This window comes from Paraburkholderia sp. SECH4 (genome assembly GCF_030511745.1).
In the GTDB taxonomy this organism is placed as follows: domain Bacteria; phylum Pseudomonadota; class Gammaproteobacteria; order Burkholderiales; family Burkholderiaceae; genus Paraburkholderia; species Paraburkholderia madseniana.
Genome location: NZ_JALOCP010000024.1, coordinates 1 through 19744, shown reverse-complemented (window position 1 = coordinate 19744; position 19744 = coordinate 1). Strand labels below are relative to the sequence as shown.

Below are 19744 nucleotides of genomic sequence, written 5' to 3'. Positions count from 1 at the left end.
TATGAGAGAGGCCGCGCTAGAGCGGCAACACTATCGTCGCGGCGAACGGCTATGCCGAGATGATCACCTTCAGCGCGCGCGTGTCAGCAGCACGCTCGAAGGTCCCGTAGGCGTCGAGAATCTGATCGAGCCTGAAGCGGTGTGTAATCAGAAGTCTGGCATCGAGCTTGCGGGCGCGCAACGTATCCATCAGCATCGGTGTACTCACGGTATCGACCAGCCGCGTGGTGATGGTGATGTTTCGGTCCCACAGATGCTCCAGATGAAGATCCACCTTGACGCCATGTACTCCGACGTTCGCAATCGTCCCGCCCGGCGCGATGATAGCCTCGCACAATTCAAAGGTAGCCGGAATGCCGACCGCCTCTATTGCGGTATCGACGCCACGGTCGGCCGTGAGTTTCATGATCGCCTTCACCGCATTGCCATCCGCGTTGTTGATCACCGCGGTCGCACCGAAACGCTTTGCGGTCTCTAGCCGGTTATCGTCCAGATCGACCATGATGATTTCGGCGGGAGAATAGAACCGGGCTGTGAGCAATGCCGCAAGCCCGATCGGCCCGCTGCCGACAATAGCCACGATGCTACCGGGCTGCACCCTCCCATTGAGCACACCGCACTCGAAGCCCGTCGGCAGAATATCGCTCAGCATCACCAGCGCTTCTTCGTCGGCGCCGTCGGGAATCCGGTAAAGACTGGTATCCGCGTGCGGAATCCGCACGAACTCGGCCTGCGTGCCATCGATCCTGTTGCCAAGAATCCAGCCGCCGCTGACACAATGGGAATACATGAGTTTGCGGCAGTACATGCACTTACCGCATGCGCTGATGCAAGAAATCAGGACGCGTTCGCCTGGCTTGAACGCCGTGACGCCTGCTCCGACCTGCTCGATTACGCCGGTACCTTCATGGCCGAGCACGCGGCCGGGCTGACAGGTCGCGACGTCGCCCTTGAGAATGTGCAGGTCCGTGCCGCAAATTGTCGTCTTGCTGATCTTGACGATGGCGTCGGTGGACGCCTCGATCTCGGGTTTGGGCCGTTCTTCAACAGCCTTCTTTCCAGGGCCAAGATAAACGAATGCTTTCATTGTCGGTAACTCCGGTTGCATTGGATCGGCCCGTACGCAGTGATTCATGTCTGTTCGGGCGATTGAACTGACGCGCGGCTGTCGTCGCTTGAACCCACTCTGCCGTGTCACCCGGAAAAAGTCGGTACGGTGGCAGACCGCATGGCGGCTGAGGGAACCCCTACGTGCGTGGCGTCCCCTGCGTCCCTGCGCCAAATAACCGGATCAAGGCTTCATAGTCGACCGGCTTGGTCAGATGATGGTCGAACCCAGCCTCGGCTGATTTGAGGCAATCCGCCGGCAGTCCGTATCCGGTGACGGCCACCAGGATCACATTAGTGGCTCAGCTCGACCCGATGGAGCCGCGCGGACAAGCTTTACCACCGTCCGATCCGGGAGCGACATGAGACGACCGCGGATAACGCGTCGGCCTTTATCTCGTCGGCCATCACGGAAAGTGGCGGATCGCTGACGCGGTCCGACCATACCGCGCCCCGACGGTGTGACTCCGAAAACGTTGGGAGAGCACCCCAAACCGATGCAGACGTATCCGTTGACTTGCAGCAGACACCTCGTCAACGACCCACAGAATTCGAATTCAGGAAAACAGGTCTGTCAGTCTTCGGCACGCACACTCGACGCAGCCGATGGAAAGTCTTCACGGTGCTCCGCCCATTTCAGGATCGCATCCAGTGCCGGGCACAGGGCCTGCCCCCAATCGGTGAGGCGGTAGTCCACCTTCGGCGGCACCTGGTGATAGACCGTGCGCGTCACAATGCCGTCCTCTTCGAGGCGGCGCAGCTGCTGGGCAAGCATCTTTTGCGTGATGCTGGGGATTAGCCTCTCGAGGTCCGAAAAACGTCGCACCTGACCACCGAAAAGGTGAAACAGGATCACCAGCTTCCAACGTCCTTCCAGCAGCTTGAATGCGGCTTCGACGTCGATCGCGGCAGTCGTGGGAGTGTAGGCTTTTCGGTTGGGCACGGCTTACTTACTTTTTAGTGCGTTCTTGCGATGTGGTAACTATAGCGCCATCATTGGGACATGCAAACGTGACGTTCAGGAAAAGTCCGATGAACATGACCCTGCCCCCGCCACTGGATGCCTATCTGAACGCGGAAACCACCAGCGACACCGCTCCTCTCGCGAACTGCTTCGCTGCTGACGCCGTCGTGCGCGACGAGGGCCGCACTATCGAGGGGCTCGAAGCCATCCAGGCCTGGAAGAAAGACACCAAAGCCAGGTACCAGTACGCCATCGAGCCGCTGGACTTGTCCCAGGATGGCGCCGCCGTGACGATGCGCGCCAGGCTCACGGGCGCCTTCCCCGGCAGCCCGGTCGAGCTGACCTACACGTTTGTTCTGGCCGACGGCAAGATCGCGTCTCTGGAGATTCGCTGATGAGCGCGGCACTTGAACTTCGGGGCCTTCGGGCGCTTGTTACAGGCGGGACCAAAGGCGTCGGTAAATCCGTTGTCGCACACCTTTGCGAGGCGGGAGCGAACGTCCTCGCGACGGCACGTTCGCGTTCCGATGACCTTACCGAAGAAAGGTTCATCGGTGCGGATATCACGACGGCCGAGGGTTGTAAAACCATTGTCGACGCCGTGCTCGAGCGGCTCGGCGGCGTCGATATAATCGTGCATGTGGCGGGTGGATCATCTGCGCCAGCGGGTGGCTTCAGTGTGCTCGACGACGACGAATGGAACAAGGCATTGAGCCTGAACCTGTTCCCGGCAGTACGCATCGATCGCGCGCTGTTGCCCTCGATGGTCGAGCAGCGCTCAGGCGTCATCATCCACGTCACGTCGATCCAGCGGCAGTTACCGTTGCCGGAGGCCACGATTGCCTATGCCGCCGCCAAGGCTGCCCTGTCGAACTACAGCAAAGCCTTGTCCAAGGAAGTTAGTCCGAAAGGCGTTCGGGTCGTGCGTGTCTCCCCCGGCTGGGTTGAAACGGATGCCGCCGCGGGTCTCGTTGCTGAGATCGCCCGGCAGAACGGCATCGACACGGACGGCGCTCGCAAGATCATCATGGATTCGCTCGGAGGCATTCCTCTCGGCCGGCCATGCTCTCCCCGGGAGGTGGCAGAACTCATCGGTTTCCTCGTCTCCGCGCGGGCCAGCGCCATCACCGGCACTGAGTACGTCATCGACGGCGGAACTGTTCCGACTGCGTGATCTGAGCCGCTTGTCGGTGGACGTCGACGTGCTTCGGCGCACGCGAAGCGCGTTTCGCAGGCAGCGGTTCCAGTTCAGGCGCCGGCCTTCACGTGGTGTGCCCGCCCAATGAACCTCTGCTTTTCTGCAGCACGGCCACCCGTGGTGGACCGGGCATTATTCAGCGGCGTCATCGCACCTGGACGTCAGGTCACATAGCAGGTCACCCTTCGTCCGCAATTCGCGATGCCCTGGAATGGCGGACGGGCAAGCTCAGAGCGCGATCAGCGACCGTCTCATGTCGAGCCGGGAGCGGACCCGCGAAAGCTTCCTCTGAATGGCTCAAACTGGCCGGGAGCACGCATTCTCCCCGCAGCCGGAACGCCCGGTGCGCCAGTGCCCGCCTCGCTTTGTGGCGGGTGGGCGCCGCAAAGCGCAAGCGGTTCTTCACTCGTTCGGCCAGAAAAGAGACGGCCCCGTACGTCCGGTGGGCTATCATGCCTGTCCTCTCCGAAGTAGCTCCTTATGATTTCCGTCCGTAATGTCACGCTGCGCCGTGGCGTCAATGTCGTACTCGACGGCGCGTCCGTCACCTTCACCCCCGGCGAAAAGATTGGCCTTGTCGGCCGCAATGGCGCCGGCAAGTCATCCTTCTTCGGCCTTCTCAACGGCACGCTGCACGAAGACGGCGGCGAGTTCTCGATTCCCGCTGCATGGAAGATGGGCCAGGTCGCGCAGGAAATGCCGGAGACCGAGCAGAGTGCGACCGACTTCGTCATCGAGGGTGACACCATCCTGCTGGCAGCGCAGGCCGAAGTAACCGCTGCTGAGGCCAGCGACGATGGCATGCGCATGGCGCACGCCTACATGGCCCTGCACGACGCCGGTGCACACGATGCTCCCGCACGCGCCCAGGCGCTGATCCAAGGCCTGGGCTTCAGTGCTGCCCAGCTTGGCCAGCCGGTCAACAGCTTCTCCGGCGGCTGGCGCATGCGACTGCAGCTGGCGCGAGCGCTCATGTGTCCGTCCGACTTGCTGCTGCTCGACGAACCAACCAATCACCTCGACCTCGACGCGCTGGTCTGGCTGGAAGCGTGGCTCAAGCGCTACGAGGGAACCATGGTCGTGATCAGCCACGACCGCGAATTCCTCGACGCGGTGACGCAGGTGACCGTGCACGTCGACAACGCCAAGCTGGTGCGTTATGGCGGCAACTACAGCAAGTTCGAAGAGATGCGCGCCGAGCAACTGCAGTTGCAGCAGGCCGCGATGGCGAGGCAGGCGGACAAGATCGCCCACCTGCAGAAATTCATCGACCGTTTCAAGGCCAAGGCCTCGAAGGCGAAGCAGGCGCAGAGCCGGGTCAAGGCGCTCGAACGCATGGAGAAGATCGCACCGGTGCTTGCCGACGCGGAGTTCACCTTCGAGTTCAAGGAGCCGCTCAACGTCCCGAACCCGCTATTGTCGATGCTGGACGCGAGCTTCGGCTACCCCGCGCCGACCGACGCAGCGCCGGACACGCCGCCGACGGTCATCGTGCGGGGCATCAACCGCTCCGTGCTGGCCGGGCAGCGCATCGGCATTCTCGGTGCCAACGGCCAGGGCAAGTCGACGCTGGTGAAGACGGTGGCGCACGAGCTGGCGCCGATTGCCGGCGAAATCAGCGAAGGCAAGGGCCTGAACATCGGCTACTTCGCACAGCAGGAACTCGACGTGCTGCGTCCCCTCGACACACCGCTAGAACACATGATCCGCCTTGCGAAGGACACACCGGCGCACCTGCGTGCCCCCGGCCAGAGCGGCACCGAACAATCGCTTCGTACCTTCCTCGGCACCTTCAACTTCAGTGGTGACATGGTCCATCAGGCGGTCGGCACGATGAGCGGCGGCGAAAAGGCGCGGCTCGTGTTGTGCATGATCGTGTGGCAACGCCCCAACCTGCTGCTGCTCGACGAGCCTACCAACCACCTCGACCTGGCCACACGCGAAGCGCTAGGCATGGCACTCAACGAATTCGAAGGCACAGTGATGCTGGTCAGTCACGACCGGTCGCTGCTGCGCGCGGTATGTGACGAGTTCTGGCTCGTTACCAAGGGTGGCGTCGAGCCCTTCGACGGCGATCTGGACGATTACCAGCAGTTCCTGCGCGACGAAGCCCGTCGCATGCGCGAGCAAGCTGCCGGAGAGCAGAAGGTCGTCGCCTGAACACCCCCTGGCAGTTCCAGTTTGGAAGCTGCCAGAGCGCTCGCATCGAGTCGAAGGGCCGGTTAGGGTCGCGTGCCGCCGATCGCCGTCAGGCAGCAACCGGCCAGGAGTCGTCGTTCGCTCGCACCGTCGCTCCGACATTCTGGCGTCGGTTCCGCTCAGGAACCGGCCATTTAATTCGCAATGTTGAAGTATTGCCATCGGCCTTAGCCGTCATTCGAGTATCGGTGTTGGTCTGGCGGCTGCGGATCACTTTCCTGTCATTCGCATGTCGGCGGATGCGAATGACAGGGTTCACTGCAGGCAGATGCGTACTTGCGTCCCATTGCGGTCATACAAGGCCAGTGCCGAACTCTGACCGCCTGGAGAGCACTTCGGTCATTGCCTCTTCGCCGGAACTGCATTGCCGCGCTGCGTCGGTCGACAGTTCTCGCAACAGCGAGGCGCTGAATCGATACGGTCGCCACAGTCGACTAATCGTGTGTCAGGCCACGCCGTACTCAAGCCTCTGTCTAGGTCGCACTTCCATGCGCCAGAATTCGGATAAGCCGGAATGGACATGGGCGCATTTATAGCAGTCAGCATGGCGTCTCACCGCGAGAACTTCAGAACCGCGAGGAAAACAATCGCCACAACAATGACGATCACGGCCGGCGCTGCAAACCTCAACGCGGACGATTCGCGCACTGTGTCGTCGCGCTCTGCCCGCCTCGAAAAACCTGCGAGCATGCCATGCAACGCCGACAGCAACACGACCAAAGGCAGCTTCGCGGTTAGCCATGCGGCGCCAAACCAGTGCCCCATCAGCGCGATCGTCGGGCCGGTGATCCACACCATGGCCAGTGCTGGGGTCGTCACCCGGCGGTCCCAACGGCGCATCACCCGAAGAATCACGAGGTTGTTCGTCGCCGCGCAAATGGAAAGGACAAGAAGCCCAGCGACAAATGTTATTACTGACGCAACATGCAGTGCCTTGATTGACAGATAAATCATCGAGCAGCCCGCTTGCGTGCGAGCCACGCCACATTCAGGAAGCCCCCGAAGGGGACGATCGCAGCAACGATCAGCCGGACGACTTCTGAGCGCTGCCACGCGCCGCTTGCCGCTGACGTGACGACCAGCCATAGGTAAGCGACGAACGCGACGCCGTGCACTGGCCCCAGCCATCTGACGGCGGCCGGCATGCCGCCTGGATGCTTGAGCGGAACTGCGACGAACACAAGCAGCACCAGCGTCGTGGCTTCAATCGCGGCCATGATGCGAAGGTGGCGCAAGAACACCGGAGCGTAGTCCATGAAAAACAGGCAGGCGATCATTCGGCGGAAGATGTCGCCTCATTGTCGACCTTCATGTGCGAAAGGCTCCGCCGCAGCACTGCAACATTTTTTGGCCCGTTCATGATGCTGAACTGATGCTGCGCTTCGTGCCACAGCGGCGCCGCCCGCTCGAAAAGATCGGCTCCCTCGGGGGTGAGTTCAACCATGCGGATGCGGCCGTCGGTGGGAGACGGTCGCATCTTCACGAAACCATCGCGCTCGAGAAAACCGATCATCTTTCCCATGGCCGTCCGCTCGATGTCGAGCCGCTCGGCGAGAGCATTAACCGAGGCGCTCTGCTGTTCATTCAGGGTCGCCAGGGTGAGAAACTGCGTGATGCGAAGGCCGGATGGCTGGAGATAAGCGTCGTAAAGACGCGAGATCTGACGGGCGGCCTTCCTCACCGTAAAGCAGTTGCATTGATCGACCCCGATGGGTTGGTTTTCCGGCAGCATCTCGTGTCCTCCTCAACGTTGGTTAAATTGCCCAGGCGCCTCGCGCGTTCGTCAGGCAAAAGCGCCCCGATACTTCTCGATGAATGCCGGGACAGAAAGCGCCGGCGTCCCGGTGATTTTCTCGACAGCATCGTTAGTACCCTGGAACACCCCTTCGCGATAGTGCTGCGCGACTTCAACGAGGTGCTGCACAAGGAACGGAGGGAACTTGTACACCTGCTCCATCTGTTGCTTGAAATCTTCGATCGAAGTCGGGGCGTATTCGATCGTCACGCCGAGCACCTCGCTCACGGCTGCAGCGATTTCCGTATGGTTCATCTCTACCGGGCCGTGGAGAGTGTAAGTCTTGCCGCCATGGCCTGCCGGATTCGCCAGAATGTGCGCGATGACCCTGCCCTGGTCGTCCGCGCTGATCGGAGCGTGGCGACCGTTTTCGAACGGAAAATCGATCTTCTTTCTGGCCCAGATTTGCTTTGCAAAATGCGGGTAGACGAGCCAATCCGCAAAGAATGTGGGGCGCAGATGCGTGGTGGGCACACCGGACCAGTCGAAGACCTGCTCCGAAATCCAGTGATCCTGCGCCGCATGGCTGGTCGACTCGCGCCGCGCTGAAATCTGCGACATGTTGACGATCGCAGTGACGCCGGCTTCCTTCGCGGCCTGCGCGAAATAGGCTGCGGCCCCGAGAATCCCCGGTGCGATCGGGTGAAGGAAGTAGGCGGAGCTGACACCCTCCATGGCCGCACGGATGTCGTCGATGTCGGTGAAATCTCCGACGGCGATGTCAACGCCGCGCGCCCGCAGCGCCGCTGCGCGCTCATCATCCGAGCGCACGTAAGCGCGGACGCGCTTACCCATCCGGAGCAGTTCGTCGATGGCTGCACCGCCAGTACGGCCGGTTGCGCCGCTTACAAGAATGGTCGATTCGTTCATGGTTTTGATCCTCTGAATAGTTAAGAGCATATGCTCGTGTATGGCAATATAGGAGCATGTGCTCCTATATGCAAGTTTTTTCGCGAGCAGCTTCTGTTCGCCTTGAGCGAAACACCTCGCCTCTCACGGAGTCTGAATGAAGGCCGCGCTAAAAAGCTGCCATGCCGCGAACGACGCCGGGCCGCGCACTGATCCTCGTGTACCAGGCGCGAAGCAGAGGGAGCTTGGACCAATCGAGGTCCTGCCTCGCAGCAAAGGCACTCGTATAGGCAGCGATGTCTGCGAGTGTGAATCTATCGCCGGCGACATATGGGGCGTCGATCAGGAATCGTTCGGCCTGAACGAGCGCCTCGATGGAACGACCGGCAAGAAATTGAGCGCCCGGTTCGTTGCCTTGTTGCCTAAGCTCGAAAGCACCGCCGTTTGGCGCAATCACTTCGGTGATGAAATAGAACAGGCGATCGAAAAACAAGGCGGCCTCCTGGCCCGGATCGGGCGTTAGCCTCTCCCGCGATCGACTCGCCGCATAGAACATGATCGCGTTCGATTGGGTAACGACAAGGTCTGTTCCTGCCTTGCCTTCTTCGACCATGACCGGGATAAGGCCACGCGGGTTAAGCACCCGAAACGCAGCAGTCTTGTGCTCCCCGGCTCTCAAATCCAAGCGGCTGACGGAATACGAAATGCCAGCCTCTTCCAGGGCGATGGCCGCCCTTCGGCTGTTGCCTGTTTGTGCTCCGTAAAGACGGATTGCCATGAGCGCATCTCCACTTAACCTTCAGGACAGGCCCTGATTCACGCGCGCCCTTCGAATATCAAACGATGCCGTGGACTACCGCCACGAGAGGAGCGCGGAAACCAGCTTCGCACACTGTCTGCAACTGCCCACGCAAAGAGCGCACTGGCGAGAGGGCTGGCTCAGATCTATGGACTTGCACAGACGGAGGCGCCGTGCGAACTGTGACAGGCCTTCACTCCGGGCTGCAGAAATGTTGGCCTGGCCGAGCAGCCAGACGCCGGCGTTCTTTAAGCACCAGGGAGGAAAGGTCGTATCGCAGCGGCGGAGATGTCTGGCGGCGTCAGGCGGCGATTCGTCGTTGAGCCACCTATGTAGCGCTCCGCGATCCTCCAACCGTTATCGGTCTCGCGAAGCCGGTCAAGCATTGGCGAATACATCCAGATGAAGAAGCGTTCTCTGTCGCGCTTCTCACCGCCAATTCGCGCTGCGTGCCTCGGCGGCAAACGGCCCGCCGACTAGCGCGATGAACCCCTCGGCCGGCAGGCGACGGTCAATTTTGCGGGAAGCCGTCGTTCAGGGGGCCCTCGAAGTTATGTCTTCAGTTGCTGCATGAATTGGCGAATTACTGCTGCGACCGCAGCCGGATTCTCGAGAGGTGACAGGTGCCCCGTACCGGGCAGCAGAAGCATTTGGGAGCCCAGGATTCGCGGCAATAGCTCGCCGCGCAATGTCTCTGGCAGATCCACCTGATCAAGTTCTCCAGCAATAACTACGACGGGTATAGACTGGATTCGGACCCGCTCACAGACAGTGCGTCGCGTGTGCTCCATATGTGTTGGAGCGTTCGCCCTGGCTGCTGCGGGCATACTGGATGGTCGCAGGGCGACGACGCATTGGGGCGCGGCACGGCGCCTGGCGGAGCGCTATCCCAAGGTACAGGTCGACCCGACTCCTATCTGGGTGAAAGACGGCAACGTGTACACGTCGGCCGGCATATCGTCTGGAATCGACCTCGCGCTCTCGCTGGTCAGCGAAGATCTGGGAAATGACTTCGCCCTGGAAATTGCGAAGAATCTGGTCCTGTTCTTGCGTCGTCCGGGCGGACAGGCGCAGTTCAGCTTCGCACTTCAGTCGCAGCGCGCGCACAACTCAGGTCTGAACGAGTTATGTCTCTGGATCGGTGAGCATCTGCACATGGACCTCACAGCCGAAGTCATGGCAGCCAGAATTTCAACGAGCGTCAGAACGTTGATACGTATGTTTCAGCGAGAATTGCAGACCACACCCGCAAGATATGTCGAAAACGTCCGGCTGGAATCCGTTTGCCGTTCGCTTGCGCTTGGCGAGAGATCGATGCAAGACATCTGTCGTCAGAATGGCTACGACAGCGTCGACGTGCTAAGAAAGGCATTTACACGCCGCTTCGGGGTGAGTCCCGCAGAGTACGCTCGGCGCTTCGGTAAGAGCGTCGAGCCGATGCAGTCCGGTTGACATTGGCCGCATATCCCGCACTGGCCTTCATGACGTCACGCAACGTTGCGAGACCGTCCGTGGGCATCGTGGCGTGGTACGCGAACCCACCGTTCTCGTAGGCTTCCATGATCTGCAGCCACTTGCGAAGATCGCAAGCGAACCAGCGAAAACTGAACCCGCCATTGCGAATCACCAGACACTTCTTGCCCGTCGCGAACTGTCAGGGAAAGTTACCGTGGTCCGGTGGCCTTTCTCAACGCTTGGGTCGAGAAAATATGTTGACGAGATTCCCATCCGGGTCGCGCAGCAAGAGAGAGCGATTGCCCCACGGCATCAACGTCGTCGGCATAACGATTTCTGTCCCCCACGCATTCATCCGTTCGAACACTGCATCAACGTCCTCCACTTCAAACTCCAGGATCGCCGACCGATTCGCAGCCGCAGTGGCGGCACCGACATTAAACAGCTTGATCAGGTGCTCAGACGAAATCGCAAGCACCGCCCCTTCGAATTGTATTTCCGCAAACCCATCAGCAGGCCGTGCAGCCTCGAGACCGGAAAGCCTTCGGTAAAACTCGACCAGACCTTCGATATCCTGGGTAACAACACGAACAGACGCAAACTTCATTTTGAGCTCCTGGCTAAGAAAGGGAGCTCAGTCTAAAAGACGATGCTGTCAGATTCTGGCAGTATCGTGCGGCTATCTTCGCAAGCGCGCTCAGCGCGCCGTCCGATAGCGTCTTGTCGCAGCGATCAGCCACCCAGCGCATGCCAAGAACCAAAGCATCGAGTTCCTCTGAGCGGAACATCATTGGCGGCAGCATGAAACCCGGTTTCATCACGTAACCAACGCCCGGCTCCCCCTCGATCATCGCTCCTTGCGCCTGCAAACTGGCGATGTCCCGGTATAGCGTGCGGATGCTCACACCGAGCTCCTCGGCCAAAGCTTGACCACTCACGGGACGTCGGTAACGCCGTAGCACTTGCAGGAGACTAAGAAGACGTTCAGAGCGGGCCATATGTTGATCCTGATATCGGAACTCAAGTAAATCGACGACGCTATCGGTTACATCGAACCGAATGCAACAGGTTGCTTCCAGATAGATATCGCATTGTCGACGATCTGTGTGGGCCGCTGCGTTTTTCAGTGGCGATCAACGTCGATCTTTTTGACCTTTGATTTGCGCGGTGCAATCAGGCGGTAACCGCTAGAATTGCGGTTTTAGCCCGGAATACGCCAATGTCTTTTGCCTCGCTTGGCCTGATCGATCCCTTGCTGCGTAATGTGCAGGACCTCAATTACCAAACACCTACGCCGGTGCAGGCCAAGGCGATTCCTGCTGTGCTCAGTGGCAAGGACGTCATGGCTGCGGCACAGACCGGCACTGGCAAAACGGCGGGTTTTGCGCTGCCGCTGTTGCAACGGCTGGTGCAACACGGCCCGGCGGTGTCCAGCAACCGCGCGCGTGTTCTGGTGCTGGTGCCCACGCGTGAACTGGCCGAACAAGTGCTGCAAAGCTTTATCGAATACGGCAAAGGCCTCGACTTACGATTTCTGGCCGCCTACGGCGGTGTGAGTATCAACCCGCAGATGATGAAGTTGCGCAAAGGCGTGGATGTGCTCGTTGCCACGCCGGGCCGTTTGCTAGATCTCAATCGCCAGAACGCAGTGCAGTTTGATCAAGTACAAACGCTGGTGCTGGATGAAGCCGACCGCATGCTGGATCTGGGCTTTGCGCGCGAACTCAACGCCGTCTTTGCTGCCTTGCCCGCTCAGCGCCAGACCCTGCTGTTCTCTGCCACGTTTACCGATGATATCCGCGCCATGGCGGCGGGCATTCTGCGCAGCCCGGTCAATATCAGCGTCAGCCCGCCCAATGCCACGGCCAGCAAGATCAAGCAGTGGGTGGTGCCGGTGGATAAAAAGAACAAGCCTGACCTCTTCATGCACCTTGTGGCTGAGAACAACTGGGAGCACGCGCTGGTGTTCGTCAAAACCCGCATTGGCGTGGATTACCTGGCGGCCATGCTGGATGAAGCGGGCTATGCGGTCGACACCATCCACGGCGACAAACCGCAACCCGCGCGCCTGCGTGCGCTGGAGCGCTTCAAGACGGGCGAAGTAAGTATGCTGGTGGCCACCGATGTGGCTGCACGCGGGCTGGATATCGACGACCTGCCGCTGGTGATCAACGTTGATCTGCCGATCGTGGCGCAAGACTATGTGCACCGTATTGGCCGTACCGGCCGCGCGGGCGCCAGCGGCGTGGCGGTGTCCCTTGTGTGTGCCGATGAAGCGCCGCAACTGGCCGCGATTGAAGCGCTGATCCGGCAAACACTGCGCCGTGAAGAAGAGCCGGGTTTTGAAGCCGAACACCGCGTGCCGCAAACTAGCGCGACAGGCGAGATCATCAAGAAACCCAAAAAGCCCAAGAAGCCCAAAGTGCCGCAAGCTGCGCCGCGCGCCACGCAGGTGCCCAGCAATAAACCGCGCCCGCAAAGTGGCGAAAACAAACGCAAGCCTGCGGCGCAGCGCGCTGTGGCCGCGGGCAAAGGCACAAGCTTGTCCAGCGGTAGCCCATTCAGCGTGCAAAAGCCACGCAGCAAGCCCGCCAGCAAGCCAGCTGCGGGTTCACGTAAGCCGGCTGGCAAACCCGCTGGTGGCCGCGGCAAACGCCAACCCTGATCCGTGGGGATGAGTAACACCAGCCCTGGAACAGGCTGGCGGTTTGGGGCCCGCTGGCAGGCAGCGGCGCGGCTTCGGCGTGCCTCAGCTCGGCGGGTAACGGCGCACTGAATCCAGGATTCCATAACAACTTCGGGGCCGAACGGACATTGAAATCGTGCGTAGCGAGCGTCCGAGAAAGACCCTGGGCTACGAGACGCCAGCCGAGCGATTCCAGCAAACTATTGCATCCCCCCGTTGAATCCGCCCCGATGACCTGCCGATCACCGATGCGAAGTGCCAGACCGTTGATCGGCCTTATGCGAAGCTTTCCATAAGGCCGAATAGTGCGTATAGCCTAGCCTCGGTCTCCTCCTCCCGAGGCGTTCGCGATGACGACCAATACGCACATCCTCCGCAAAACAAAAAAAATGCCCTAAAGAATACTGTCCAGCGCCTTCGCGAGCCTGGCCACCGCACCTTCAACGTCATGCAGTTTGTCCAGGCCGAATAACCCAATGCGGAAGGTCTTGAAATCTTCAGGCTCGTCGCATTGAAGGGGAACGCCAGGCGCGATCTGCAAGCCGGCATCAGCGAACTTCTTACCCGATCGTATTCCGTCATCGTCCGTGTAGCTGACGACGACGCCCGGAGCCTCAAAACCTTCGGCCGCCACGCTTTTGAAACCCTTGTCCACGAGGAGTGAGCGAACGCGCTTGCCGAGTTCAAGCTGCTCTACTCTCACTTTATCGAAGCCGTATGCCTCGGTCTCCTTCATAACATCACGCAACGTAGCGAGACCGTCCGTGGGCATCGTTGCGTGGTACGCGAACCCACCGTTCTCGTAGGCTTCCATGATCTGCAGCCACTTGCGAAGATCGCAAGCGAAACTGGTGCTGGTTGTTCCGTCGATTCTTTCGCGGGCAAGCGGGCTAAGCATGACCAGCCCGCAGCACGGTGAAGCGCTCCATCCCTTTTGCGGCGCGCTGATCAGGACGTCAACGCCACTCGCCTTCATGTCGACCCAGACCGTGCCGGAGGCAATGCAATCCAGTACAAACATGCCGCCGACAGCATGCACAGCGTCGGCCACCGCGCGCAAATAAGCGTCCGGCAGCATGATCCCGGATGCGGTTTCGACATGCGGCGCAAAGACCAGATCCGGCTTGTTTTCCCTGATCGCAGCGACCACCTCTTCGATCGGTGGCGGTGCATAGGCAGCCTGTCTCCCTTGTTCGACCGGGCGCGCCTTCAGCACGATCGATTCAGACGGAATGCCGCCCATGTCGAAAATCTGCGACCAGCGGAAACTGAACCAGCCATTGCGAATCACCAGACACTTCTTGCCCGTTGCGAACTGCCGGGCAACAGCTTCCATGCCGAACGTCCCGCTGCCCGGCACGACCACGGCCGACTTCGCGTTGTAGACTTTCTTCAGAGAACCGGAAATATCACGCATGACTCCTTGAAAGAGCTGCGACATATGATTGATTGATCGGTCGGTGTAAACGACTGAATACTCGAGCAGTCCCTCGCGGTCGACATCGGGAAGTAAGCCTGGCACGTTTGTCTCCGGTTATAAACGAATATAAGGATCGCAAACACATTCTAACGAAAGCCGCCTGCAACGGTATCGGCCGAGACGCCCCCGTTACCGATCCAGCAAGTTTCGGCATGAACCAGCCGCCGAGTCACGCCGGTTGGGAATGCGCCAGTGGCGACAATCGGTACGATTATGGACCTTCGCAGGAATCGCCCTGATAGGCGATCGGAGTCACGGCAGTGCCATCGCACGTGTCCGGCATGCGCATGTTGCTGCCATCATGGAAACGGGACGCCTGTAACGGCCCGTTGCATACGTGAGTCAGGGCGCCCAACGGCACATGCGAGTGAGTGCGCCTACTCCCATCCCTGATATCCGACAGGCTGCGCCGGATTGCCGTAACCGGTGGGGTACGGCCGGCGCAGTTCAGGCGGCGTGTACATCTCGTTGTATGCCGGATAGGCAGGCGGGCGGCCCACTATGATGACCTGCTGCGCCGCCGCTTGAGTGGGCGGCCGAGGTACATAGGCGGACTGCGCGTCAGCCGGTTGGTACCGCGCGGGCGGATACGGAGCTGGCGCGTATTGATTAGCCTGAACAGTTCGAGGCGGCGGCGCGTATTCCCGCCTCGCGTACCCACCTGACTCCTGAGACTCTGTTGACGTCTGGTTATACGCCGGCGTCGCTGCGTATTGCTGGGGCTGCTGATTCTGATATTGCCGGGCTTGCCGGTTGTAAGCCGCTTGAGTCCCCTGCTCCGCCGCGTATTGCGGTTCCTCATCGGCCTGCCGATATTGCGGCACCGCCCGCTGAGCGTTCTGCAAATCGCGCCTCTGCGTCAACTGCGAGTCGTCATCATGCGGCAATGCCGTCACGCCTTGCGTCGGAATCAGTATGGGAGGCTCGGACTCGGTGGCAAACAGCTTCGGCAACGCAGTCCGAGTTGAAACCTGCTTCAGAGGCACAGGCTGCATTTCAGCCCGCTTAGGCGGCGTAACCCGCAGTGAAGCCTGCTTCAACGACGCGACCGCGACCGGTGCAGAGACCCGCTTCGGCGGCGCAGACGCGACTTGCGCGGAGCCGTGCTTCAGCGGCACAGGGCCGGCCTGCGCGACGACCTGCCGGGACGGCATGGCTCGCGCAGCAGCATCCCGCTTCGGCGATGTGACCGGCGCGGATACTTGCCTCGGCGACGCGGCTTGCGCTACGACCCGCCTTGGGGGTGCACCCCGCTCGGCAACCGGCTTCGGCGATGCGGGCATGGCCGGCACAGCAAGCGGCTTTTGCCGATGCTTCACTTCGTCGCCCAACGTCGCATAGGATTTCGAGTCTTCCCTGGCGCGCGCGTTATAGCCGATGAAATACGCATAGCGCAGGTCTGCCAGGCGCGCCTGAATGTCGGCATCGGCAGAGACGCGTTTTTCGCCGGGGTCGAGAGAGGCGTCGACGGTCGAGTCTTCGAAGGCCGAGGCTGCAGCATCAGCGGCACGGGCGGATTCGGGATGCAGCGCGCCCACAGAAGACATAAGCGCAGCGGCTACCGCGACGAGCACTTTTTTTTCCATACTTTCACCTCGGAATTCCGTGCGACAGACCGCGTGGGATTCTCCAATCTCCGGACCGGACCTTCACTCGCGCTTACGGGATATCGACTATTTTTAGCACGTCCTTAAGGGCTCAGGGTAGTGTTTCCGGGTATAACCCAGGCGAAAGCCTATGTGCCGAACAACCATAGCAATACTGACGTTGTCGGTCCGGAAATTCTTGCCTGCTCCGGCGACAATGGAACCGACGAGCATGTCATCGTTGGCGGCGGCGGTGAGGAGTGTATTTCCGCCGGCAACATCTGGCGTGTGAATCGACTTGATCGCGGGCACGATCCGGTCATGGTCACGGAAGTTCAGCTTCTGATGGGATGCGGCCATCAAGGGACGCCCGGCTAGGCCTATCGAGGGATCTAAAGCTTTCGGTTAACGGCCATCCGTCTCACCCATCATCCGTCGTCGACGGAGTTCTTGGTCGGCTGACTCAGGACAACGCTATTGGACCAAGGTCCAATTGTTTGATCGGACCGCAACTACCACTATTCATGTGAGTCTCGCTGTCGCGGCGCGTGCGCGCTCAATACCGCGATTACGATATGTTTAATGGAGCCTGCATCATGATCAAATCCCTTCGGTTTGTTCTCGCGATTCCCGTCTTTCTGTTTGTCGTGGCCTGCTCGACGAACCCGACCGTTGCTAATGGCGGAGACCCTGAGTTAGTCGACAAAGCGCAAGCGGCACTTCAACAGCTATTTGCCGGCACTCCAAAGGCGAAGGAACTCCAATACCAGGCGAAGGCCGTCGTCGTGTTTCCCGACATTGTCAAGGCCGGGCTTATCGTCGGTGCGCAAGGCGGGAAAGGGGTGATGTTTGGTCCAGACGGGAAAGTCCTTGGGTACTACAGAGCACGCGCAGTCTCGTATGGCCTGCAGGCTGGCGCCCAATCGTTCTCGGAGGCCTTGTTTCTCATGACCGACTCGGCTATGACTACGCTCACCAGCGGCGCCGGATTATCGGTTGGTATGGGGCCGAGTGTCGTAGTAGTGGATGCAGGGATGGCCAGGTCTATGACAACTACTACGTTGAAATCCGATGTCTACTCGTTCATTTTTGGCCAAACGGGCCTGATGGCCGGTCTTGGCATGCAAGGCCAGAGGATTGTTAAGTTTGATGAAAACGATAAGTAAAGTGCGAAATATGCCCCCGGCACGTTTTGCTGGCCTACAGCGGGCTGGGGGCGGTCCGGCAACCGTGCGCGCCAATGCGGCCGCCGATCGGTCGTGCGGGCCGAGGGTGGTCCCAGCAGCTTCAAGATCGCAGTCCGCCTCCCCGCCTGCTCTCCTCTTGGGGGCTCGTTTTGATGCAGTTGGCCGCCGGCCGGCGCGGCGCCAGCCTACGCGGGATTCGGCGCGATTTCAGGGCCGGCCGAGCGATGCAGTGTATTGCGCGCGGCCGGTATCTTTTTTTTGTTGCCGGAGCGGCTTGGATGCTTTTCGCTGCGTATCGCTCCTCTCGCGGCTCTGAGGATTGACTTATCGCTTTAGTCGTCGCCTGACTGGATTGCGTGTGTTGCACGAGGTGTTTGCGAAGGGCTGCGGCCTTCGACTGCGAGCATCCAAGGCGCTTTCGAATCGCAGTGACCGTGCCGCGGAGCGTTCCGTCTCGGATCGCCGAACCTTTTCTCTATGGCGAGGATGAACGCACCAGCGGAAGCCAGCGACACTAGCAGCACGGTCCACTCGACGACCGGCCGTCCTGCTTGACGCTGTGCACTTTACCGCGTATCCGCCGAATGTCCCGTTCGACGCGTAATCCCGCCATACGTGCACAGAAGGTGGCCGTACGGGAAGGGTCGACAAGGGAAATTCGCGTCGAGGCAGAGCCGGTGACTGACGGGCTCCGGGTTCTTCGGCCATCTACTGACGTTGCCCCACGCTTTCACCCGGACGTTCGAAGGACCGCTCCGCCCCGATAACGGCCCTTCGTGCGCCGCACACGTCAGGCGTGTTGTCGGCCGGACCGGTCATCCGCAGCACATTGCGCCCCACCTGCGCGCGTATAGAAAAAGCGCGCGCAGGTGGTTCGGAAGCGCGATGCCCGGCGGCAAACCGGTCAGCACGAATCAGAATATGTTGCGAAGGCCGAGCGCGACGCCGGTCTGGTTGTTGCGGCCTGGAAAGTCTGCTTTCGCCGCGCCAGTGCCGCGGATGAAATCGACCGTGCCATACACTTCGGTCCGCTTGGACAGCGAGTATTCGGCTAGCAGCACGCCCGAGTAACGGACGCCGCGGCCAAGCGTGGTGCCATCGGCGTTCAACGCATTGCGGGAGTGATCGTAGTAGGCTGCCGCAGTCAGCAGCAGCGGCGGCGTGACCTGCCAGGTGGTACCGACGTAGAAGCCGTCGTCGATGCGGTTGGTATTCGTCACCGGCGCCGAAAAGGCGGCAGCCGGCGAGTTCGCGGCCGACATGAAAAGGTCGACCATACCGGTGTTGTCCTGCGCATGCAGCCAGCCTGCGTAGGCCTTGACCGTGCTGAACGCATAGACAGCGCTCACGTTGACAACATTGAACTTGTTGTTGTGTGCATCGCTGTTCTGCTGAAAGCCGGCATCAAGGGACAAGCCGCCGTACGTATAGGCCGCCGTCAAGCCGTACATGTTGTTCGCGCCGGTGCTGCCGGCCACACCGCCAAAGCTATACATGGCTTCCACGTTCAGGCCGCCGAACTGGCCGTTGTACTTGACGGAGTTGTTCTGGCGCAGGCCGTATCCGAGTGCGCCAGGCAGCCAGCCGTCCTGATCGTAGTTACCGACGGTCAGCGGGTCGTAGACGTTCCCTAGCTGGTCGAATAGCGGCGTATTCTGGCGACCGAAGGTCACCGTGCCATACTGGTTGCTAGACAGCCCAACATAAGCCATCCGGTTGAAAAGGGTATTCTGGCTCGCAAACTGGCCGTTCCACAGGTTGAAGCCGTTCTCAAGCCGGAACACCGTAGACAAGCCGCCGCCCAGGTCTTCAGAACCCTTCAAGCCCCAACGGCTTCCGGTGATCGGGCCGACGCCCATCGATACCTGGCTGTCGTTGTTCGCATTGGCGTTGGTGAGATAGCGGACGCTCGTGTCGACGATGCCGTACAGGGTGACCGAGCTTTGCGCGAAAGCGGATTGGGCCGCGATGGCGATAAGTGCGCCACCGATGGCGCTGATGGTTTTCTTCACAGAGTATCTCCCCATGTTTAGTTGTAAGGCAAACCGCTGGTCTATATAACCGCTGCGGTTCATGCGCGGCTTTTGGCCTGCGCGCAATGATATTTCCGTCAAATTAAATCGGGATCTGTTTTCAATTTTTGTCTCCCGTTTACAACATTGGATTGACTTTCGTATCACCGGACAGTGCCAGCGAATTCTTGTATATGGTCGGAACAGCCCTGTTATGCCTGCTGCCGCTCAGCGTTGTTGAGCGGCAGCAGGCCAGGCTGACGGCACAAAGCCGCAGAAACGCGACTAGACGCCAGAATAGCCGGGGTGGCCGTTTAACCTTGAAAGCAGCCGTCTAGATGCTGCATGGACGACCGTCTGAGGTGGGTCGAAGAACGAAACCGCTCGCGCGGTAGGGGGCTCCGGCTAAGCGCGGTGGTTCGTGAGG

General features: G+C 60.3%; 18 protein-coding genes and 3 pseudogenes. 7 read left to right on the top strand and 14 right to left on the bottom strand.

The genetic code is table 11. The features are described from left to right. Window positions 1-49: 49 nt before the first annotated feature. Window positions 50-1087 carry a zinc-dependent alcohol dehydrogenase family protein gene (locus M0D67_RS27275; RefSeq protein WP_266240437.1) on the bottom strand — a complete coding sequence of 346 codons (1038 nt, stop codon included), beginning with the start codon at window positions 1085-1087 and terminating at the stop codon, window positions 50-52. Window positions 1088-1681: 594 nt separating this feature from the next. Further along, window positions 1682-2050, bottom strand: coding sequence for a helix-turn-helix domain-containing protein (locus M0D67_RS27270; RefSeq protein WP_301717761.1), 369 nt, complete (start codon window positions 2048-2050; stop codon window positions 1682-1684). Between the two features lie 89 nt (window positions 2051-2139). Here M0D67_RS27270 and M0D67_RS27265 point away from each other — a divergent pair, with 89 nt between their 5' ends. The 3 genes from M0D67_RS27265 (at window position 2140) to M0D67_RS27255 (ending at window position 5429) form a co-directional block, all read left to right on the top strand. Then, a complete protein-coding gene (locus M0D67_RS27265; protein WP_266240436.1) occupies window positions 2140-2466 on the top strand; it encodes a nuclear transport factor 2 family protein in 327 nt (108 codons plus the stop codon). Next, a complete protein-coding gene (locus tag M0D67_RS27260; RefSeq protein ID WP_266240435.1) occupies window positions 2466-3245 on the top strand; it encodes an SDR family oxidoreductase in 780 nt (259 codons plus the stop codon). Before M0D67_RS27265 ends, M0D67_RS27260 begins: the two co-directional genes overlap by 1 nt. 504 nt (window positions 3246-3749) lie before the next feature. Then, a complete protein-coding gene (locus M0D67_RS27255) occupies window positions 3750-5429 on the top strand; it encodes an ABC-F family ATP-binding cassette domain-containing protein (RefSeq protein WP_154567239.1) in 1680 nt (559 codons plus the stop codon). A gap of 591 nt (window positions 5430-6020) precedes the next feature. Here the strand turns inward: M0D67_RS27255 and M0D67_RS27250 are convergent. The 5 genes from M0D67_RS27250 to M0D67_RS27230 form a co-directional block, all read right to left on the bottom strand. After that, on the bottom strand, window positions 6021-6422 hold the full coding sequence (locus M0D67_RS27250; RefSeq protein ID WP_154567944.1) for a CopD family protein: 402 nt from the start codon (window positions 6420-6422) through the stop codon (window positions 6021-6023). Beyond that, window positions 6419-6724: a DUF3817 domain-containing protein gene (locus M0D67_RS27245; protein ID WP_266240434.1), complete on the bottom strand. Its 306-nt coding sequence runs from the start codon at window positions 6722-6724 to the stop codon at window positions 6419-6421. The genes M0D67_RS27250 and M0D67_RS27245 overlap by 4 nt, the downstream gene beginning before the upstream one ends. 17 nt (window positions 6725-6741) lie before the next feature. Beyond that, window positions 6742-7200, bottom strand: a complete 459-nt coding sequence (locus tag M0D67_RS27240) for a MarR family winged helix-turn-helix transcriptional regulator (protein ID WP_154567948.1) — start codon at window positions 7198-7200, stop codon at window positions 6742-6744. Window positions 7201-7251: 51 nt separating this feature from the next. Then, window positions 7252-8133 (bottom strand): NmrA family NAD(P)-binding protein, encoded by an 882-nt coding sequence (locus M0D67_RS27235; protein WP_266240433.1) that lies wholly within the window; start codon window positions 8131-8133, stop codon window positions 7252-7254. Window positions 8134-8281: 148 nt separating this feature from the next. Beyond that, entirely contained in the window at window positions 8282-8890 is a 609-nt protein-coding gene (locus M0D67_RS27230; protein WP_266240432.1) for a glutathione S-transferase family protein, read from the bottom strand. Window positions 8891-9682: 792 nt separating this feature from the next. On the opposite strand from M0D67_RS27230, the pseudogene M0D67_RS27225 reads away from it, so the two are divergent. Then, a pseudogene (locus tag M0D67_RS27225) lies at window positions 9683-9844 on the top strand (DJ-1/PfpI family protein); the annotation flags it as partial. A gap of 3 nt (window positions 9845-9847) precedes the next feature. After that, entirely contained in the window at window positions 9848-10363 is a 516-nt protein-coding gene (locus M0D67_RS27220) for a GlxA family transcriptional regulator (RefSeq protein ID WP_266240524.1), read from the top strand. 19 nt (window positions 10364-10382) lie between these two features. Here the strand turns inward: M0D67_RS27220 and M0D67_RS27215 are convergent. The 3 genes and pseudogenes from M0D67_RS27215 to M0D67_RS27205 form a co-directional block, all read right to left on the bottom strand. Further along, window positions 10383-10505 (bottom strand): annotated as a pseudogene (locus M0D67_RS27215) (alanine--glyoxylate aminotransferase family protein); the annotation flags it as partial. Between the two features lie 93 nt (window positions 10506-10598). Further along, window positions 10599-10973, bottom strand: a complete 375-nt coding sequence (locus tag M0D67_RS27210; RefSeq protein ID WP_266240431.1) for a VOC family protein — start codon at window positions 10971-10973, stop codon at window positions 10599-10601. 67 nt (window positions 10974-11040) lie between these two features. After that, a pseudogene (locus M0D67_RS27205) lies at window positions 11041-11364 on the bottom strand (helix-turn-helix transcriptional regulator); the annotation flags it as partial. A gap of 221 nt (window positions 11365-11585) precedes the next feature. Between M0D67_RS27205 and M0D67_RS27200 the strand changes: the two are divergent. Further along, complete coding sequence (locus tag M0D67_RS27200) at window positions 11586-13031, top strand: DEAD/DEAH box helicase (protein ID WP_266240430.1); 1446 nt, start codon at window positions 11586-11588, stop codon at window positions 13029-13031. A 415-nt stretch (window positions 13032-13446) separates the two neighbouring features. On the opposite strand, the gene M0D67_RS27195 is transcribed toward M0D67_RS27200, so the two are convergent. The 3 genes from M0D67_RS27195 to M0D67_RS27185 form a co-directional block, all read right to left on the bottom strand. Continuing rightward, window positions 13447-14574: an aminotransferase class V-fold PLP-dependent enzyme gene (locus tag M0D67_RS27195; RefSeq protein WP_266240429.1), complete on the bottom strand. Its 1128-nt coding sequence runs from the start codon at window positions 14572-14574 to the stop codon at window positions 13447-13449. 335 nt (window positions 14575-14909) lie between these two features. Continuing rightward, on the bottom strand, window positions 14910-16118 hold the full coding sequence (locus M0D67_RS27190) for a hypothetical protein (RefSeq protein ID WP_266240428.1): 1209 nt from the start codon (window positions 16116-16118) through the stop codon (window positions 14910-14912). Between the two features lie 93 nt (window positions 16119-16211). Continuing rightward, entirely contained in the window at window positions 16212-16478 is a 267-nt protein-coding gene (locus tag M0D67_RS27185; protein ID WP_266240427.1) for a hypothetical protein, read from the bottom strand. 236 nt (window positions 16479-16714) lie between these two features. Between M0D67_RS27185 and M0D67_RS27180 the strand changes: the two genes are divergently transcribed. Then, window positions 16715-17284, top strand: a complete 570-nt coding sequence (locus tag M0D67_RS27180) for a lipid-binding SYLF domain-containing protein (RefSeq protein ID WP_266240426.1) — start codon at window positions 16715-16717, stop codon at window positions 17282-17284. Between the two features lie 935 nt (window positions 17285-18219). Here the strand turns inward: M0D67_RS27180 and M0D67_RS27175 are convergent. Continuing rightward, complete coding sequence (locus tag M0D67_RS27175) at window positions 18220-19317, bottom strand: porin (RefSeq protein WP_168435955.1); 1098 nt, start codon at window positions 19315-19317, stop codon at window positions 18220-18222. Window positions 19318-19744 lie beyond the last annotated feature (427 nt).

Excerpts from the sequence above, each read along its gene's own strand:
- M0D67_RS27265 (WP_266240436.1), top strand. The coding sequence starts at position 2,140 with ATGAACATGACCCTGCCCCCGCCACTGGATGCCTATCTGAACGCGGAA.
- M0D67_RS27275 (WP_266240437.1), bottom strand. The coding sequence starts at position 1,087 with ATGAAAGCATTCGTTTATCTTGGCCCTGGAAAGAAGGCTGTTGAAGAA.
- M0D67_RS27210 (WP_266240431.1), bottom strand. The coding sequence starts at position 10,973 with ATGAAGTTTGCGTCTGTTCGTGTTGTTACCCAGGATATCGAAGGTCTG.
- M0D67_RS27245 (WP_266240434.1), bottom strand. The coding sequence starts at position 6,724 with ATGGACTACGCTCCGGTGTTCTTGCGCCACCTTCGCATCATGGCCGCG.
- M0D67_RS27180 (WP_266240426.1), top strand. The coding sequence starts at position 16,715 with ATGATCAAATCCCTTCGGTTTGTTCTCGCGATTCCCGTCTTTCTGTTT.
- M0D67_RS27230 (WP_266240432.1), bottom strand. The coding sequence starts at position 8,890 with ATGGCAATCCGTCTTTACGGAGCACAAACAGGCAACAGCCGAAGGGCG.
- M0D67_RS27235 (WP_266240433.1), bottom strand. The coding sequence starts at position 8,133 with ATGAACGAATCGACCATTCTTGTAAGCGGCGCAACCGGCCGTACTGGC.
- M0D67_RS27240 (WP_154567948.1), bottom strand. The coding sequence starts at position 7,200 with ATGCTGCCGGAAAACCAACCCATCGGGGTCGATCAATGCAACTGCTTT.
- M0D67_RS27250 (WP_154567944.1), bottom strand. The coding sequence starts at position 6,422 with ATGATTTATCTGTCAATCAAGGCACTGCATGTTGCGTCAGTAATAACA.
- M0D67_RS27260 (WP_266240435.1), top strand. The coding sequence starts at position 2,466 with ATGAGCGCGGCACTTGAACTTCGGGGCCTTCGGGCGCTTGTTACAGGC.
- M0D67_RS27255 (WP_154567239.1), top strand. The coding sequence starts at position 3,750 with ATGATTTCCGTCCGTAATGTCACGCTGCGCCGTGGCGTCAATGTCGTA.
- M0D67_RS27185 (WP_266240427.1), bottom strand. The coding sequence starts at position 16,478 with ATGGCCGCATCCCATCAGAAGCTGAACTTCCGTGACCATGACCGGATC.
- M0D67_RS27200 (WP_266240430.1), top strand. The coding sequence starts at position 11,586 with ATGTCTTTTGCCTCGCTTGGCCTGATCGATCCCTTGCTGCGTAATGTG.
- M0D67_RS27190 (WP_266240428.1), bottom strand. The coding sequence starts at position 16,118 with ATGGAAAAAAAAGTGCTCGTCGCGGTAGCCGCTGCGCTTATGTCTTCT.